The organism is Mucilaginibacter sp. OK098, from assembly GCF_900142915.1.
GTDB lineage: Bacteria > Bacteroidota > Bacteroidia > Sphingobacteriales > Sphingobacteriaceae > Mucilaginibacter.
In genome coordinates this window covers 1,550,944-1,566,205 of sequence record NZ_FRCM01000001.1, presented here as the reverse complement: position 1 = coordinate 1,566,205, position 15,262 = coordinate 1,550,944, and the positions used below count along the sequence as shown (strand labels likewise).

The following is a 15,262-nucleotide window of genomic DNA, read 5'->3' as shown; positions in this document are numbered from 1 at the left end:
ATTAACAAATTGTTATCAATTCTGTGAATGGATTGTTATAAATGCATTGAAATTCAACCTTGTTAATTCTTTATATTTACCAATCAATAGTTAGTTAAGGCCCCCTTTCCGCAATCAACCCGTTATGAAATTTTTATTCATTTTTCTTTCAGTTTATCTTATTGTGCCTGCAACTCAAGCACAGCTAACTACATCAAAATTATTTGGCGATCACATGGTACTGCAAAGAAATCATGACCTGCCGGTATGGGGGCAAAGCACAAAGAAAGCGAAAGTAATAGTAAGCTTTAATAACCAGCTGGTTACGGTTAAGGCCGATGAGCAGGGTAACTGGAAGGCCGTTCTTCACCCTATGCAGGAAGGCGGTCCTTATGAAATGAAGATCTCCTCAGGAAAAGAGTCAATCACCTATTCAGATATTATGTTGGGGGAGGTTTGGCTGTGCTCGGGGCAATCAAATATGGAATTTCAATTGAAAAATGCCTATGGGTATAAAGCGGAGCAAAAGATTGCTGCGAAAGTTGCAGTCCGCCAGTTCCACGTGCCAAATAAAATAAGCCTGACCCCTGAAAAAGAGCTCTCCGGCGGGCAATGGACGCTTGCAACGGCTAGTACAGTAGGTGATTTTACAGCTGTTGGATATTTTTATGCCAAACAACTGGCTCAAAATTTACATGTTACCGTAGGTATTATCAACAGCAGCTGGGGCGGAACGGAAGCTGAGGACTGGATAAGCAGGGAAGCGATGTCCGGCTCACCTGAATTAAATGCTATCGTGTCAACGCTCCCCCAAAACAATGAACAACTGAGTCAGCGAACAGACAAGTTATTAAAATCATGGGCTTATAACAAAAAGCCTGTTGTAAATTATACCTCCGAAGAACTGGCTGCTAAGCCGGCATATTTTTTTGAAAACTGGCAGCACGGCAATGCGCCGGGATCATGGGAGTGGATGGGGAAACTGTATTCGTATCGCGGGCAAGGATTTATGCAGCGTACCATTAGCCTGGATAGTTCGTATTCGGCAATAGAGTCAACAGTTTCACTTGGGACAACGGATGCTGAACTGGCTGTATATATTAATGGTAAGCTTATTAATAAGAGTGCAGCAGCACCCGGCGCTCAATTTAGTTTACCTGCCGGAACATGGAAAGGTGGGATGAATAGCTTGTTGATTAATTTACAATCGGCACAAAAAAATCCTTCGTGGTTTGGGTTAGGACTTAACGGAGCAGGTGCAGCGGATCTCAATATCCGTTTTGCCGATACTTCAATTAATTTAGCCGATGGTAACTGGCATGTAATGCCTGATTTAAGCAAGCCTTATCATTTTGATGTTCTGCCAAATAACAATGCGTTTATGCTTTATAATGGCATGGTAAACCCACTTATCCCTTTTGCAATTGCGGGGGTGATCTGGTACCAGGGAGAATCAAATGCGGACAGGGCTTATCAATACAGAACTGTATTCCCAATGCTGATCACCGATTGGCGCAATAAATGGAAGCAGCCGTTCCCTTTCCTGTTTGTACAGCTTTCATCATTTGGTACTTCGCAAAACAGTAATTTAGGCAGCAACTGGGCCGAGCTGCGCGAAGCACAGAACATGACCCTTCAATTGCCTAACACCGGTATTGCGGTTACTACTGATATTGGCGATGCTTTTAATATTCACCCAAAAGATAAAGCGGATGTGGGCTATAGGCTGGCAGCATCGGCGTTAACTAATGTTTATCATTTAACCGGCTTTTTTGAAAGCCCGTTATTTACTTCGGCAGATTTTACAAACGGTTATGCTATGGTAAATTTCAAAAATGCTGAAGGCGGACTGATAGCAAAGGATATATACGGCTATGTAAAAGGATTTGAATTAGCGGGCGCGGATCGTAAATTCTATTATGCGCAGGCGATAATAACCGATAAAAATAAAATAAAGGTGTGGTGCAGTGCTGTTCCTAATCCAGTGGCGGTGCGTTATGGATGGACTAATTCTCCAATTGATGCCAATCTTTTCAATATCCAGGGATTGCCAGTAAGCCCATTCAGATCGGATACCTGGAATGGTGTTACCTTTGGGCACAAATTTGAGTAGAGAAGACTTGTGTAAACACACAATGTTGAGTTTAATGATTATCAGTAATATAATTCTATTTTTTTAGCCTTCTTTGCCGCTTGCGGAAGAGAGGGTGGTCCAGCGAAGCGTTGACCGGATGAGTGAATCTGTAGGCGATATTAACGCAAATGCATTGGCGCAAATGCACGGCGGTGTTAACTCACCCCGACATCGCTGCGCTTGTCACCCCTCTCTGCTTCGCAAAGAGGGGAAAAGTTTTTAATTAGAAAGATCTTATTCAAACCAGGCCATCACCACTTCTTTTACAGGCATGGTAATATCCAGTTTTAATTTTTTGCGCATCCCGCCCAAATCGTTAAATACTTTGTTTGGGTTGGCTGCCTTAAGTTCTTCAACGGTATTAAATCCCATTTTGTTAAGTACCGGTACCCACTCAGCAGGGATGCCAATATTAACAAAATCATCAGCAGAAGCAACTTTTGCCTTTTTCTCCGGGCGCATCTGCGGAAAGAAAAGTACTTCCTGGATAGTACTTTGATTGGTCATCAGCATCACCAAACGGTCGATACCAATCCCTAAGCCTGATGTTGGCGGCATTCCATATTCCAGGGCGCGTAAAAAGTCATCATCCATGGCCATTGCCTCATCATCACCACGACCGGCTAATATCAGCTGCTCTTCCAGGCGTTCGCGCTGGTCAATGGCATCGTTTAACTCAGAGTAAGCGTTGGCAATTTCTTTGCCATTTACAAACAACTCAAAACGCTCAACCAGACCCTCTTTGGTGCGGTGCTTTTTGGCGAGCGGCGTCATCTCAATGGGATAGTCGGTTATATAGGTCGGCTGGATCAGGTTGGCTTCAACTTTAGCACCAAAGATCTCATCAATCAGCTTGCCTTTACCCATTGAAGGGTTTACTTCAATGCCCAGCTCTTTACAAGTTTCGCGTAATGCCGCTTCATCTTTGGCAGAAACATCAATACCGGTATATTTCAGGATAGAATCATACATGGATAGTTTTTCGTATGGCCCGGCAAAGTTGATCTCATTGGCGCCCACCTGCACCACAGGGATACCATGAACAGTGCGGGCAACAATTTCCAAGCACTCTTCAACCATGGCCATCATCCAGTTATAATCCTTATAGGCCACGTAAATTTCCATACTGGTGAATTCTGGGTTGTGGGTACGGTCCATGCCCTCGTTACGGAACATCTTACCAAACTCATAAACACCATCAAAACCGGCAACTATCAATCTTTTTAAATATAATTCATTGGCTATGCGTAAAAATAAAGGCATATCCAGCGTATTGTGATGGGTACTAAACGGACGGGCCGCTGCACCACCATGCACGGGCTGTAATATCGGGGTTTCTACCTCCAGCCAGCCTTGCTTGTTAAAGTACTCACGCATGCTGCTGATCACTTTTGAGCGCTTCAGGAAGATCTGTTTGAATTCCGGGTTAACGGTAAGGTCAACATAACGCTGGCGATAACGCATTTCCGGATCGGTAAACGCATCAAATATGTGCCCGTCATCATCCCTTCTTACTACTGGAAGTGGTTTTAACGATTTGGCAAGCAATGTAAGTTCCTGTACGTGAACAGAAATTTCCCCGGTTTGCGTTATAAAAACATAGCCTTTTACACCTACATAATCTCCCAGGTCCATTAGCTTTTTAAAAACTGTATTATAAAGCGTTTTGTCTTCACCAGGGCAAAGGTCATCACGTTTCAGGTAGATCTGCATGCGGCCGGTTGAATCCTGCAGCTCGGCAAATGATGCGTTGCCCATAATGCGGCGCGTCATGATGCGGCCTGCCAGGGTAACCTGTTTATAATGATCGGGAAAGCGATTGAAATTATTGGTAATATCCTGCGCAAAAGCGGTAACCTTATATTCCTCGGCGGGATAAGGATTGATACCTAAAGCACGAAGTTGCTGTAATGATTCGCGGCGTAAAATTTCCTGTTCGGATAGTGCAGTACTCATATTTTTAATAAAGGTGCAAAAATAGCTTTTTTGAGGTGAAAGCGGAAAGGTAAAAGCAGAAAGGTTGAAAGCTTGAAATTATCTAATGTAATTGGCAATTGTTTATATTTGTATATGGAAGCCAAGGAGTTAATACCCGATTCTTTAAACGAACAGCAACTGCTTATGCTGCGTTTGTTCAAAAATCCATTGCCCGAGTCCTTATTTAACCAAATCAGACAGCTTGCTGTTAAGCTTTTAGCTTTGGAGCTGGACGAAACAATTGAAAAGTGGGAAGCTGAAAACGGAATTACGGAAGAATATTACGAGAAATTAGGTAAGCAACATTTTAGTAGCAACTAGTTGCCTGCTAAATAACTTAATAGTGATCCCTTAGCGAATAAATATGGATCTCGCTTTCTTTAACTTCGTATATAATTCTATGCACGTTATTTATGCGACGTGACCACATACCGGTCCAATTATGCTTAAGTGGCTCTGGTTTCCCAATCCCTTCAAAAGGAGTTTGTTGTATAGATTGGATTAAAGAAAGTATCCTTATTTGGATTTGTTTTTGGCCGGATTTTTTCCAATATTTTAAATCATCAATGGCTTTTGGCTGGTAGACTATTTCCATAGATCTTCAAGAGGGATCTTTGTACCTTTTCCCGCTTCCATATCTTTTCTTCCCTGGGTTATTTTCTCAGTAAGATAAGAGTTACCCATAATTCGCTCCGTTTCATCATGAAATTGACTATCATCATCAATTTCATACTCTAATTTGAGCGCATCTAATACAGCGGTTATTGCTTTTTCTGATAATGTGTCTTCAATATTTACTGTAAGTGTTTTCATTTTATTTTAATTGAAGAATTAACCAATATTAAATAGTGTGTTATACAAATTTAAGTAAAATTTTATCAAATAGTGTTTGCACATATTCATAACATAGGTATTAGATTTGCTACATGAATTTAAAAGTAATTGCATTTGATGCTGATGATACGCTTTGGGTAAACGAGCCGTATTTCAGGCAAACAGAAGAGCAGTTTTATACTTTGCTGGGCGGATATTCGTCGCAGCATGAGTTAGAGCGTGAGTTACTGAAAACGGAGATTGAAAACCTTACTCTATATGGTTACGGTATAAAGGGTTTTGTGCTTTCGATGATTGAAACTGCTTTGCGGATCTCAAATAATACCATAAGCACAGAAGTTGTTGGGGCGATACTTGACCTGGGAAAACAAATGCTTAACCAGCCCATTGAACTGCTTGATGGTGTTGAGGAGGTGCTTGGCGCATTAAAGAGCAAATATCGTTTAGTTGTTGCTACAAAAGGAGATTTGTTAGACCAGGAAAGAAAGCTAAAAAAATCAAACCTAAGCCATTATTTTCATCACATCGAGGTGATGTCTGAAAAGGATGATGCTAATTACCTGAAGCTCATCAGGCACCTGGATATTAAGCCGGATAAGTTAATGATGATAGGCAACTCGTTAAAAAGCGATATCCTGCCTGTGCTGAATGTAGGTGGTTACGGGGTACACATCCCATACCATATTACCTGGGCGCATGAGCAAATTGAACATACCATTGAGCATGAAAAGTTTAACAGTGTGCTTGCAATTAAAGATATACTTGAATTTTTGTAAAAAATGAACCAGCTAACAGAAACAGAGATCCCCAAATATTCACTAAAGCAGGTTAAGGAAGATAGTAGCGGCTTATTTGTAATTGCGGAGCTAACCCACGAGTATAAACAACCGCCTTCTATTTTTTTAACTCCGCACCGTAAAGACTATTACATGATGGTGCTGGTTAAAAGCGGAGGGAGCAGGCATTGGGTTGACATGGTCCCCTATACTTTAAAGCCGGATACATTTTACTTCAGCGTACCCCACCAGGTGCACGTAAAAGAAAAATCGGCAAGCATGAACGGGATCTTGCTTTGTTTTACTGACGAATTTTTGGCGATTGAAGAAAATCAATTATTAAAGCAATTACCCGTTATTCAAAATCCTCAAAACGGGCACGAGCTTAATTTAGATGCAGAGCATGTTGCCTTTATTGATGATATATTAAGGAAGATGCTTGCAGAGCACAGGCAAAAGCAGGATTGGAGAAATGGAATGCTCCTGGCTTATCTGCGCGTTTTATTAATTTATTTAAGCCGCTTATATACGGATCAATTTTGTGAAGATGTGCCTGAGGGTAAGCTTTTGTTAAAAAAATTTCACGCGTTAATTAATGAACAGTATAAAGAGATTCATGATGTTGCAGGGTATGCTGATCAGTTGTTTATCTCTGCAGGCCACCTGGGCGAGGTAATAAAGCAGCAAAGCGGTAAGACCGCTATAGAGCATATTCATGAACGGCTGGTGCTTGAAGCCAGGAGGCTTTTATTTCATACAGAATACTCCATCAAAGAGATTGCCTGGCAATTGGGTTTTGAAGATGCATCGTACTTTAACCGTTTCTTTAAGCGCTTAAATTCAGAAACCCCGATGCATTACCGCAGACAAAGCCGGAATATGTACCATTAATGCCTGCCTTAGTGCAATTTTAGCTGTAAACGTGCCCGTACTTTTGTAAAGTATTAAAAAAGTATATGACAGAACAGGAAAAATTAAACAAGGAAACAGTACTTCGTTTTAATAAGGAAGTGCTGGAAAATGGCAATATTGATGCGATCTATGAAATTATCCATCCCGAATTTATCAACCATACTGCAAAAGGCTCGGCTCCTGGTCCGCAAGGAATAATTGATTTTACTGTTAATGTTTTACGGAAAGCGTTAACCGATATTAAGGTGGAAATTCACGACCAGGTTATTGAAAACGATAAGGTAGTTACCCGTAAAACTGTTTATGGTACGCATGTTGGCACCTTTATGGGGATTGCGCCCAGCGGTAAAAAAGCAGGGATAGACATCATCGATATAATTACACTTAACAACGGGCAGTATACCGAACATTGGAGCATCAGGGATGTGCAGGATCTGATTGCTCAATCATCAAAAAATTAAATCAACTATGAAAACAGTATTAATAACAGGAGCCAATAAAAGCATTGGCTTCGAAACAGCAAAGCAACTTTTAGATTTAGGGTATTACGTTTATTTAGGCAGCAGGGATCTTGAGAAAGGTGCCGAAGCAATCGCTCAGCTTAATTCGAAAAATGTAGAGGCTATAAAAATTGACGTAAGCAATGCACAATCAGTAACAGAGGCACGCAAAATTATTGGGGGCAAGACTGATTCATTGGATGTGCTGATCAATAACGCAGGCATTAGCGGTGGTTTCCCGCAAAGCTCATCAACAACTAGTATTGAAACCATTCGGGAAGTATTTGACACTAACTTTTTTGGAGCTATCCAGGTAACTAATGCGTTTATGGATCTGCTGAAAAAATCAGAAGCTCCTCGAATTGTAAATGTTACCTCGGGCCTGGGATCACTGGCATTGCATAATGATCCATCGTGGAAGTTTTATAACTATAAAAGCGCGGCATACGGGCCATCAAAAACAGCGCTTAACGCTTATACTATTACTCTTGCATTTGAATTAAAGGATACCGTTTTTAAAGTAAATGTTGTTGATCCGGGTTATACAGCTACCGATTTTAACCGCCACAGTGGTCCCCGGAATGTATCAGATGCCGCAAAAGATATTGTGAAGTTTGCCATACTTGATGAAAACGGCCCGACAGGAAAGTTTTTTAGCATTGACAACAACCCGGAGACAGGCGATAGCCCGTGGTAGGTAGTCTTAAGTCAAATTTTGTTTTTTTGATTCAAGACTAAGCGTTGCCAGCTTTAAAGACGTCCGGATGCAAGCAGCACAGAAATTGAGTTGATAAAACAATGCAGGACAAATCCCCACCAAAAACCATTTTTAAAACGGATATACGTAATCCCCCAACCCATAAAAAGTTGCGGGATTACGTATATTGGGTATAACCAGATCAACGGCCATTGAATAGGGGAGTAATTGCTAATATGCATTAACCCAAACAGGCACATGGATAAAATGATCAATTGTTTACGAAAACGGTGATCAATAATTGAAAGGCCATCAGGTACTGTGAAAATGCAAATAAAATAGACGATGGCTGATATGGAAAGCTTAATGCTAATGTTTATCCATGGAGCAGTAATGTGCCTTAACAGGAACCCGGAAAATAAAAAAACTGCTATAGCAAATGCCAGGGCTATATGATGCTTCTTTAATGTCAGCGGTAGCCTGAATACAGTTTCTTCAAGTATTGGACCTAACAGGCATACATACAACGCAGCTTTCAAGTAACCAAGCTTATGAAAGAAATGACTCATCTCATCAGTTTGTACATGGTTAATTGCTTTAAAATGGAGCACATGCGTAACAAACTGGTCTGTTGCCAATATTAATGGTACAACCAACATTATGGCTAGAAAAATCAAACCGTAGGTTTTAAATAAGCTGCCTGTCTTTTCAGCAAAGGTAGATTTTGATAACAGCGAAAGATTTGGGTATTCGCTTATGGTCAGCAGTTCTTTAAGCACTTATTTTGATTTGAAAATTTGGATTGATTTGAAAATTTGATGATATGCTAATTTGAAAATGAAACTGTTGTATAATATGAAATGATATTGATTTTTAAATCTTCAAATCCTCAAATCGACACATCTTCAAATCAATCCTCTTCAAATTAATCTACCTCCGCCTCCCAAGTGTACATTTCATCAATAGTTTTTGCATATTTCTTCTCAATCACTTTACGTTTGGCCTTCATGGTGGGGGTTATCTCGCCATCTTCGATACTGAAAGGATTACGTTTTACTTTGAAGTTTTTTATCCGCTCAAACTTGGCCAGCTCGTTTGAATATTTTTTCACATCAGCACCTATCCAATCGGTGATTTCTTTCTCGTCGATAAATACATCTGGTTTCTCAAAGTATTCGTGGCTTAAATTAAACGCTTCCTGCAGGGTTTCCTTTGCGGGAACTATAATGGCGGTTATGTATTCCTTTTTATCGCCAATTAAAAACAGCTGTTCAATTTTAGGGCTTTTAAGGTAAGTGTTTTCAACCGGCGTTGGGTATATGTTTTTGCCATAAGCATTAACCAGCATATTTTTAAGCCTGTCGGTTATTTGTAAGTTACCTTTAAAGTAGCGGCCGATATCCCCGGTATGGAACCAACCATCCGCATCAATTACCGTAGCCGTTTCTTCAGGCTTGTTCCAATAGCCCTTCATAACGCAATGTCCGCGTACAATAATCTCACCCTCTTCCGATTGAAGATCCTCCTTAAAGGTATCATATGTTTGAATGGTGTAAATATGTTTGGTATCCACATTTTGAATAGCTACCTCAATTCCAGGGATGATCCGGCCAACGGTACCGTAAATAATCCGGTCGGTTTCGGTGACCGACATTACCGGCGACGTTTCAGTTAAACCAAAACCTTCCAGGATCTTGATCCCCAGGTCTCCAAAAAACTCACCTGTATTTTTGGGCAGCGCGCCACCACCTGAAAGCATGATCTTTAGGCGGCCACCAGTTTTTTCTTTTATCTTGCTGAATACCAGCTTATCGGCAATTTTATGCTGCTGACTAAGTATCAATCCTGGTTTTTTACCTGCGTCATTTACCAAGCGTACTTCCCTGCCAATTTTTAATGCCCACAAAAATATTTTTGATTTAACCCCTCCAGCACCCGCCCCGTTTTTCATGGCTTTATCATGGATCCGTTCTAAAAGCCGTGGTACACAATTCATAACGGTAGGCCTTATTTCGGCCATGTTTTTAGCAAGCAGGTCAAGGCTTTGTGCAAAGGCTATGCAGCTCCCGGTATAAAGGCAAACATGATAAGTTGCCGTTCGTTCAAATACATGTGATAATGGCAGGAACGACAGGAAAATATCTGTAGACTCAATAATAGTGATCTGGAGCAGGCATACTCTTGCATTTTCGGTAAGGTTAAAATGCGTAAGCATAACCCCTTTTGGGGTACCGGTTGTGCCGGAAGTATAAATTAGACAAGAAATATCAGATGGTAAAATAGCTTCACGCGCACTGTTAATGGCTGATGTGTATTGATCATCCATTTTTAGTCCCTCATCAATTACCTGTTTAAGGCCTACTACGCCCGCATTAAGGCTTACCTTGGTAATGGATTTTTCAAAATCATCAAAGGCCGGGATTATCCTGATCAATGCCGGGCAGTTATTGGCAATTTTTACAATTTTACGGAGCAGAAAAGGGCTTCCCACCAGAATGGTTTTGGCTCCTGAATCATTTAAAATATATTCTATCTCAGTTTCCGAAAGGGTAGGATATATGGAAGTGTTTATGGCGCCAATTTGCTGTAAGGCCTGGTCGTAATAAACATAATCAGGGCCGTTTTCAATTATCAGGGCCAGGCGGTCGCCTTTTTTTATACTGATATTAAGCAGCCAGCCCGAAATGGCATCTATTCTCTCTAATGCCTGCCTGTAGCTTATCTCAACCCATGTATCACCAACCTTGTGGGTCATGAAAGTTTGCGTATCAGGATGGATGTGTTTTACAATATGGCGGATAAGCCCTGGAATGGTTGATCGTTCAGATACCGTGTTCATTTAAATTAAAGAGGTTTATATGTAAACAAATCTAAATATTTTAATAATGATTGTACCGATTTTATTTGGAATGATTTCACTGATTTATTTGGAATGATTTCACTGATTTTGTTGGTGAGAAAATGATTGCTTTAATACATTTAATCACAGTTACATTTATCGCTCATTACTAAAAGACCTGATTTATCAGGTCTTTTAGTCTCCTTCCCGTTGGCTGTGTCCCCACAGCCAACCACCATGCTAATCGAAAATGTATTGGGTTTGGGATTATTTAATGGATAGGAAAGGCGAATGAGCGAACTTGTTAATAAACTACATGGATATGGCGGGAATGTCCTGGTGGTTGGCTGTGGGGACACAGCCAACGGGGATGAGAGGAACCAACAAATGCGCAATCAGCGCTTTTGTTGGTTTGTACGAAAGAGAAAAAAAATGCTGTTAAAACTAAATATTTTAATAATGATTGTGCCGATTTTGTTTTTTTGATTGCACTGATTTATTTGGAGTGGAAATAAAGGCATATGAATGTTTTAAATTACTAAAAGACCTGATTTATCAGGTCTTTTAGCTTCTTCCCCGTTGGCTGTGTCCTCACAGCCAACCACCATGCTAATCGAAAATGTATTGGGTTTGGGATTATTTAACGGATAGGAAAGGCGAATGGGCAAACTTGTTAATAAACCATACGGATATGGTGGGAATGTCCTGTGGTTAGCTGTGAGGACACAGCCAACGGGGAGGTTGTTTGTTAAGATGAATATGGCGGGAATGTCCTGGTGGTTGGCTGTGGGGACACAGCCAACGGGGAGGTTGTTTGTTAAGATGTAGATGGCGGGAATGTCCTGGTGGTTGGCTGTGAGGGCACAGCCAACGGGGAGGAGAGGAACCAACAAAAGCGCGATTCGCGCCTTTGTTGGTTTGTACGAAAGAGGAAAAATATTGGTGTAAAGAAATATTGTAAAACTACTATCTTCAATTATGGAATTGAACGTAATTTATTTTTATACAGTAGCCATACTTGACTGACTGCCTCTCTTAGAAAGTGATAGGTTTAAACAAATTGTGCTGGACAGTCTCATTCACCTTGTTAAAAAACAGAAGCTGATAGTTTATGGCTTTGTTATAATGCCAAATCATATTCACATAATATGGGAATGTAAGGCTAAAAATGGTAAGGAAATGCCTCATGCAAGCTTTATGAAATTTACCGGGCATGAATTTTTAAAAGAGCTTAGAGCGATAGATAGTCCATTATTAAATAAATTTAAAGTTGATCGTAATAGCAGAGATCATCAGTTTTGGCAAAAGAATGCATTGCCGATTATAATGTATGATAGAAAAATATTGGAGCAAAAATTGGATTATACTCACCTAAATCCATTACAATCCCATTGGAATTTGGTGACTGATCCTAATGATTATTATTTTTCTTCCTGCTCTTTTTATGAACAGGGGGATAATCGTTTTGATTGGTTAACACATTTATGGATGTAATATAAATGTCCTGGTGGTTGGCTGTGGGGACACTGCAAACGGGTAGGCGGTATGTTACTATATGAATATGGCGGGAATGTCCTGGTGGTTGGCTGTGGGGACACAGTCAACGGGGAGGCCGGTATGTTACTATATGAATATGGCGGGAATATCCTGGTGGTTGGCTGTGAGGACACAGCCAATGGGAGAGGGTGTGATAAAACAAAGAAAGCGCCAATTGGCGCTTTCTTTGTTTTATGCTTTAAAATGTTCTTATACTGAAAAACTTTCGCCGCAACCGCAAGTTCTGCTTGCGTTAGGGTTATGAAAGTTAAAGCCTTTACCATTTAGCCCGTCAGAAAAATCAAGCTCTGTTCCGGCAAGGTATAGGAACGATTTCATATCCAGCGCAATGCGGATATCGCGATCTTCAAAAAACTGATCGCCTTTTTTCATTTCGTTATCAAAATCAAGGTTGTATGATAAGCCTGAGCATCCACCACCCTGAACAGATACCCGCAGAAAATACGAAGCATCAAGCCCCGAATCTGTCATTAGATGATCTATTTTACTTTTTGCTTTATCAGTTATTGTTATCATTGTTTTAATTAGATTCAAGAATCAAGAAACCAAGAGTCAAGAAGATATTAATCTTGATTCTTTACTCTTATTGTCTTGCTTCTGTTCTTAGTGATGTACTTTTTCGCTTTCAATCGGCGCCATGCCGTTTTTTACGCGATAATCATTAATTGCCGCTTTTATAGCGTCCTCTGCCAATACAGAACAGTGAATTTTTACCGGCGGCAATGCTAATTCTTCAACAATATCCATGTTGTCAATCTTCATTGCATCGTCAATGCTTTTTCCTTTAAGCCATTCTGTAGCTAATGATGATGATGCAATTGCAGAGCCGCAGCCAAATGTTTTAAATTTAGCATCGGTGATCATGTTGTTGTCATCAACCTGGATCTGCAGGCGCATTACGTCGCCGCATTCAGGGGCACCAACCAAACCGGTACCTACTTTGTGGTTACTTTTATCCAAAGTGCCAACATTGCGGGGGTTGGTATAGTGATCGATTACTTTTTCTGAATAAGCCATTTTTATATTTTTTAATAGTTGTTATAATTGTTGTTGTATATCTAAAAATCCGAAATCGCAATTCCGATTTCCGAAATTCTTAATTAGTGTTCTGCCCACTCAATTGAGTCAAGGTCGATTCCTTCTTTAAACATTTCCCACAGCGGAGAAAGCTCGCGAAGGTGTGTAACCGATTTTTTGGTTACTTCAATAGCATAATCAACTTCTTCGTCGGTAGTAAACCTGCCTAAGCCGAAGCGGATTGATGAATGCGCCAGGTCATCTGATAAACCAAGGCTTTTTAACACGTATGATGGTTCTAAAGAAGCCGATGTACAAGCTGAGCCTGATGATACAGCCAGATCTTTCATAGCCATCATTAAGCCTTCGCCTTCAACGTATTTAAAAGAGATATTAGCCACATGCGGTAAGCGGTGCTCCACATTACCATTTACATAGCTTTCTTCCAATACGGTTAATGAAGACTGTAACCTGTCGCGCATAACTGATAAACGTTTTGCTTCGCTTTCCATTTCCAAACCACACAGTTCACATGCTTTGCCAAGGCCAACAATGCCCGGTACGTTTAAAGTACCTGAACGCATACCGCGCTCGTGACCGCCACCATCCATTTGAGCGGTAACTTTAACCCTTGGGCCTTTACGGCGTACATATAATGCGCCAACGCCTTTAGGCCCGTATATTTTATGAGCAGAAAGTGCTAGTAGATCAATGCCATCCCTGTTAACATCAACGGGGATCTTACCAACAGCCTGTACAGCATCTGTCATAAACAGCGCACCATATTTGTGAGCTATAGCTGAAATTTCTTTTATCGGTTGTATAACACCTATCTCATTATTGCCATACATTACAGACACCAGGATGGTATCGTTTGTCATGGCTTTTTCAAGCTCTTCAAGATCAAGCAGGCCGTCTTCCTTAACCGGCAGGTAAGTAACTTTTCCGCCAAGTTTTTCAACATGTTTGCAGGCGTCAAGTATTGCTTTATGTTCAGTAACCGTAGTTATTATGTGGTTACCTTTTTCTTTGTACATCTCAAATACACCTTTAATTGCAAGGTTATCTGATTCGGTAGCGCCTGATGTAAAGATAATTTCTTTATCGCTTGCGCCAATTAATTTAGCCACCTGCTCACGTGCGTAATCAACGCCTTCTTCGGCCACCCAGCCAAAAGGATGGTTACGGCTTGCAGCATTACCAAATTTTTCATTAAAATAAGGCAACATAGCTTCAAGAACCCGTGGATCCATGGGTGTTGTGGCGTTATTATCTAGATATATCGGAAGATTCATAAGTCAATATTATTAACGAGTACAAAGATAGGTAAGTTTAATTTAAAATCATTCAAAATAAGGTTTAAAATACCTTAACACAGTCAATAATTTACAATATTTGGACATGAACAAGATAGAGCATATTGGAATTGCGGTAAATGACCTGCAGCAGGCCGGCAATATTTATGAAAAATTGCTCAATACAGCGGTTTATAAAATCGAAGAAGTGCTTTCTGAAGGGGTTAAAACAGCGTTTTTAGGAGTCGGCACCAACAAAATTGAGTTGCTTGAAGCATCAACCCCGGATAGTCCTATTGCTAAGTTTATTGCCAAAAAAGGGGAGGGGGTTCACCATATTGCCTTTGAGGTAAGCGATATAAGGGCCGAGATGCAAAGGCTAAAAGATGAAGGGTTTGTGCTGTTGAATGGGGAGCCCAAATTAGGAGCGGATAATAAGTTAGTATGTTTTGTGCATCCGAAAAGTGCGAACGGAGTGTTGATTGAGTTGTGCCAGGAGGTGAACCGGGATTAAACGGATTAAAGGATTTTCGGGATACTTGTCGATTGTAAATATTCGTCCTGCATCATTTAAAAAAAATCTGATAAATCCTAAAATTCGTTTAATCCCGGTTCAGATAATTGCACACAAAAAGACGCGAAGTATCGTATGTATAGCGGACGTTTTCCCGGGTATATAATAATTCGTTAACATATCGTAATAAGCAGGGATTACAGGTCGTTTTGAATAAATCGTAATGGCTAT

At 40.5% G+C, this 15,262-nt stretch carries 17 protein-coding genes; 8 read left to right on the top strand and 9 right to left on the bottom strand.

The window, feature by feature from the left end:
- Window positions 1-124 precede the first annotated feature (124 nt).
- Entirely contained in the window at window positions 125-2,092 is a 1,968-nt protein-coding gene (locus BUE31_RS06515) for a sialate O-acetylesterase (protein ID WP_073401341.1), read from the top strand.
- 255 nt (window positions 2,093-2,347) lie between these two features.
- Here the strand turns inward: BUE31_RS06515 and lysS are convergent, their stop codons facing one another.
- On the bottom strand, window positions 2,348-4,069 hold the full coding sequence (gene lysS, locus BUE31_RS06510; RefSeq protein WP_073401339.1) for a lysine--tRNA ligase: 1,722 nt from the start codon (window positions 4,067-4,069) through the stop codon (window positions 2,348-2,350).
- A gap of 114 nt (window positions 4,070-4,183) precedes the next feature.
- Here lysS and BUE31_RS06505 point away from each other — a divergent pair, with 114 nt between their 5' ends.
- Window positions 4,184-4,411 (top strand): hypothetical protein, encoded by a 228-nt coding sequence (locus tag BUE31_RS06505; RefSeq protein ID WP_073401337.1) that lies wholly within the window; start codon window positions 4,184-4,186, stop codon window positions 4,409-4,411.
- Window positions 4,412-4,427: 16 nt separating this feature from the next.
- On the opposite strand, the gene BUE31_RS06500 is transcribed toward BUE31_RS06505, so the two are convergent.
- Both BUE31_RS06500 and BUE31_RS06495 read right to left on the bottom strand, forming a co-directional pair.
- Window positions 4,428-4,685 carry a Txe/YoeB family addiction module toxin gene (locus tag BUE31_RS06500; RefSeq protein ID WP_073401335.1) on the bottom strand — a complete coding sequence of 86 codons (258 nt, stop codon included), beginning with the start codon at window positions 4,683-4,685 and terminating at the stop codon, window positions 4,428-4,430.
- Window positions 4,676-4,903, bottom strand: a complete 228-nt coding sequence (locus BUE31_RS06495; protein WP_073401333.1) for a hypothetical protein — start codon at window positions 4,901-4,903, stop codon at window positions 4,676-4,678. The genes BUE31_RS06500 and BUE31_RS06495 overlap by 10 nt, the downstream gene beginning before the upstream one ends.
- 113 nt (window positions 4,904-5,016) lie before the next feature.
- On the opposite strand from BUE31_RS06495, the gene BUE31_RS06490 reads away from it, so the two are divergent.
- The 4 genes from BUE31_RS06490 (at window position 5,017) to BUE31_RS06475 (ending at window position 7,809) form a co-directional block, all read left to right on the top strand.
- On the top strand, window positions 5,017-5,700 hold the full coding sequence (locus BUE31_RS06490) for an HAD family hydrolase (protein ID WP_073401331.1): 684 nt from the start codon (window positions 5,017-5,019) through the stop codon (window positions 5,698-5,700).
- Window positions 5,701-5,703: 3 nt separating this feature from the next.
- Window positions 5,704-6,591 carry an AraC family transcriptional regulator gene (locus BUE31_RS06485; protein ID WP_073401329.1) on the top strand — a complete coding sequence of 296 codons (888 nt, stop codon included), beginning with the start codon at window positions 5,704-5,706 and terminating at the stop codon, window positions 6,589-6,591.
- Between the two features lie 65 nt (window positions 6,592-6,656).
- Complete coding sequence (locus BUE31_RS06480; RefSeq protein ID WP_073401327.1) at window positions 6,657-7,073, top strand: ester cyclase; 417 nt, start codon at window positions 6,657-6,659, stop codon at window positions 7,071-7,073.
- Window positions 7,074-7,080: 7 nt separating this feature from the next.
- Window positions 7,081-7,809: an SDR family NAD(P)-dependent oxidoreductase gene (locus tag BUE31_RS06475; RefSeq protein WP_073401326.1), complete on the top strand. Its 729-nt coding sequence runs from the start codon at window positions 7,081-7,083 to the stop codon at window positions 7,807-7,809.
- A gap of 53 nt (window positions 7,810-7,862) precedes the next feature.
- On the opposite strand, the gene BUE31_RS06470 is transcribed toward BUE31_RS06475, so the two are convergent.
- The 3 genes from BUE31_RS06470 to BUE31_RS30640 all read right to left on the bottom strand — a co-directional run bounded on the left by BUE31_RS06470 (window position 7,863) and on the right by BUE31_RS30640 (window position 11,538).
- Window positions 7,863-8,588, bottom strand: coding sequence for a CPBP family glutamic-type intramembrane protease (locus BUE31_RS06470; protein ID WP_073401324.1), 726 nt, complete (start codon window positions 8,586-8,588; stop codon window positions 7,863-7,865).
- Window positions 8,589-8,734: 146 nt separating this feature from the next.
- A complete protein-coding gene (locus BUE31_RS06465) occupies window positions 8,735-10,648 on the bottom strand; it encodes an AMP-dependent synthetase/ligase (RefSeq protein WP_073401322.1) in 1,914 nt (637 codons plus the stop codon).
- Window positions 10,649-11,178: 530 nt separating this feature from the next.
- Window positions 11,179-11,538, bottom strand: a complete 360-nt coding sequence (locus tag BUE31_RS30640) for a hypothetical protein (RefSeq protein WP_143167028.1) — start codon at window positions 11,536-11,538, stop codon at window positions 11,179-11,181.
- A 235-nt stretch (window positions 11,539-11,773) separates the two neighbouring features.
- On the opposite strand from BUE31_RS30640, the gene BUE31_RS06455 reads away from it, so the two are divergent.
- A complete protein-coding gene (locus tag BUE31_RS06455) occupies window positions 11,774-12,142 on the top strand; it encodes a hypothetical protein (protein WP_200801865.1) in 369 nt (122 codons plus the stop codon).
- A 252-nt stretch (window positions 12,143-12,394) separates the two neighbouring features.
- Here the strand turns inward: BUE31_RS06455 and BUE31_RS06445 are convergent, their stop codons facing one another.
- From BUE31_RS06445 to BUE31_RS06435, 3 genes are all read right to left on the bottom strand, one after another.
- Window positions 12,395-12,721, bottom strand: a complete 327-nt coding sequence (locus BUE31_RS06445) for a HesB/IscA family protein (RefSeq protein WP_073401317.1) — start codon at window positions 12,719-12,721, stop codon at window positions 12,395-12,397.
- 87 nt (window positions 12,722-12,808) lie between these two features.
- A complete protein-coding gene (gene iscU / locus BUE31_RS06440; protein ID WP_073401315.1) occupies window positions 12,809-13,222 on the bottom strand; it encodes a Fe-S cluster assembly scaffold IscU in 414 nt (137 codons plus the stop codon).
- An 83-nt stretch (window positions 13,223-13,305) separates the two neighbouring features.
- The gene (locus BUE31_RS06435; RefSeq protein ID WP_073401313.1) at window positions 13,306-14,517 is read right to left on the bottom strand and encodes an IscS subfamily cysteine desulfurase; all 1,212 of its coding nucleotides are present in this window, start codon (window positions 14,515-14,517) and stop codon (window positions 13,306-13,308) included.
- Between the two features lie 106 nt (window positions 14,518-14,623).
- On the opposite strand from BUE31_RS06435, the gene mce reads away from it, so the two are divergent.
- Complete coding sequence (mce, locus tag BUE31_RS06430) at window positions 14,624-15,031, top strand: methylmalonyl-CoA epimerase (RefSeq protein ID WP_073401311.1); 408 nt, start codon at window positions 14,624-14,626, stop codon at window positions 15,029-15,031.
- Window positions 15,032-15,262 lie beyond the last annotated feature (231 nt).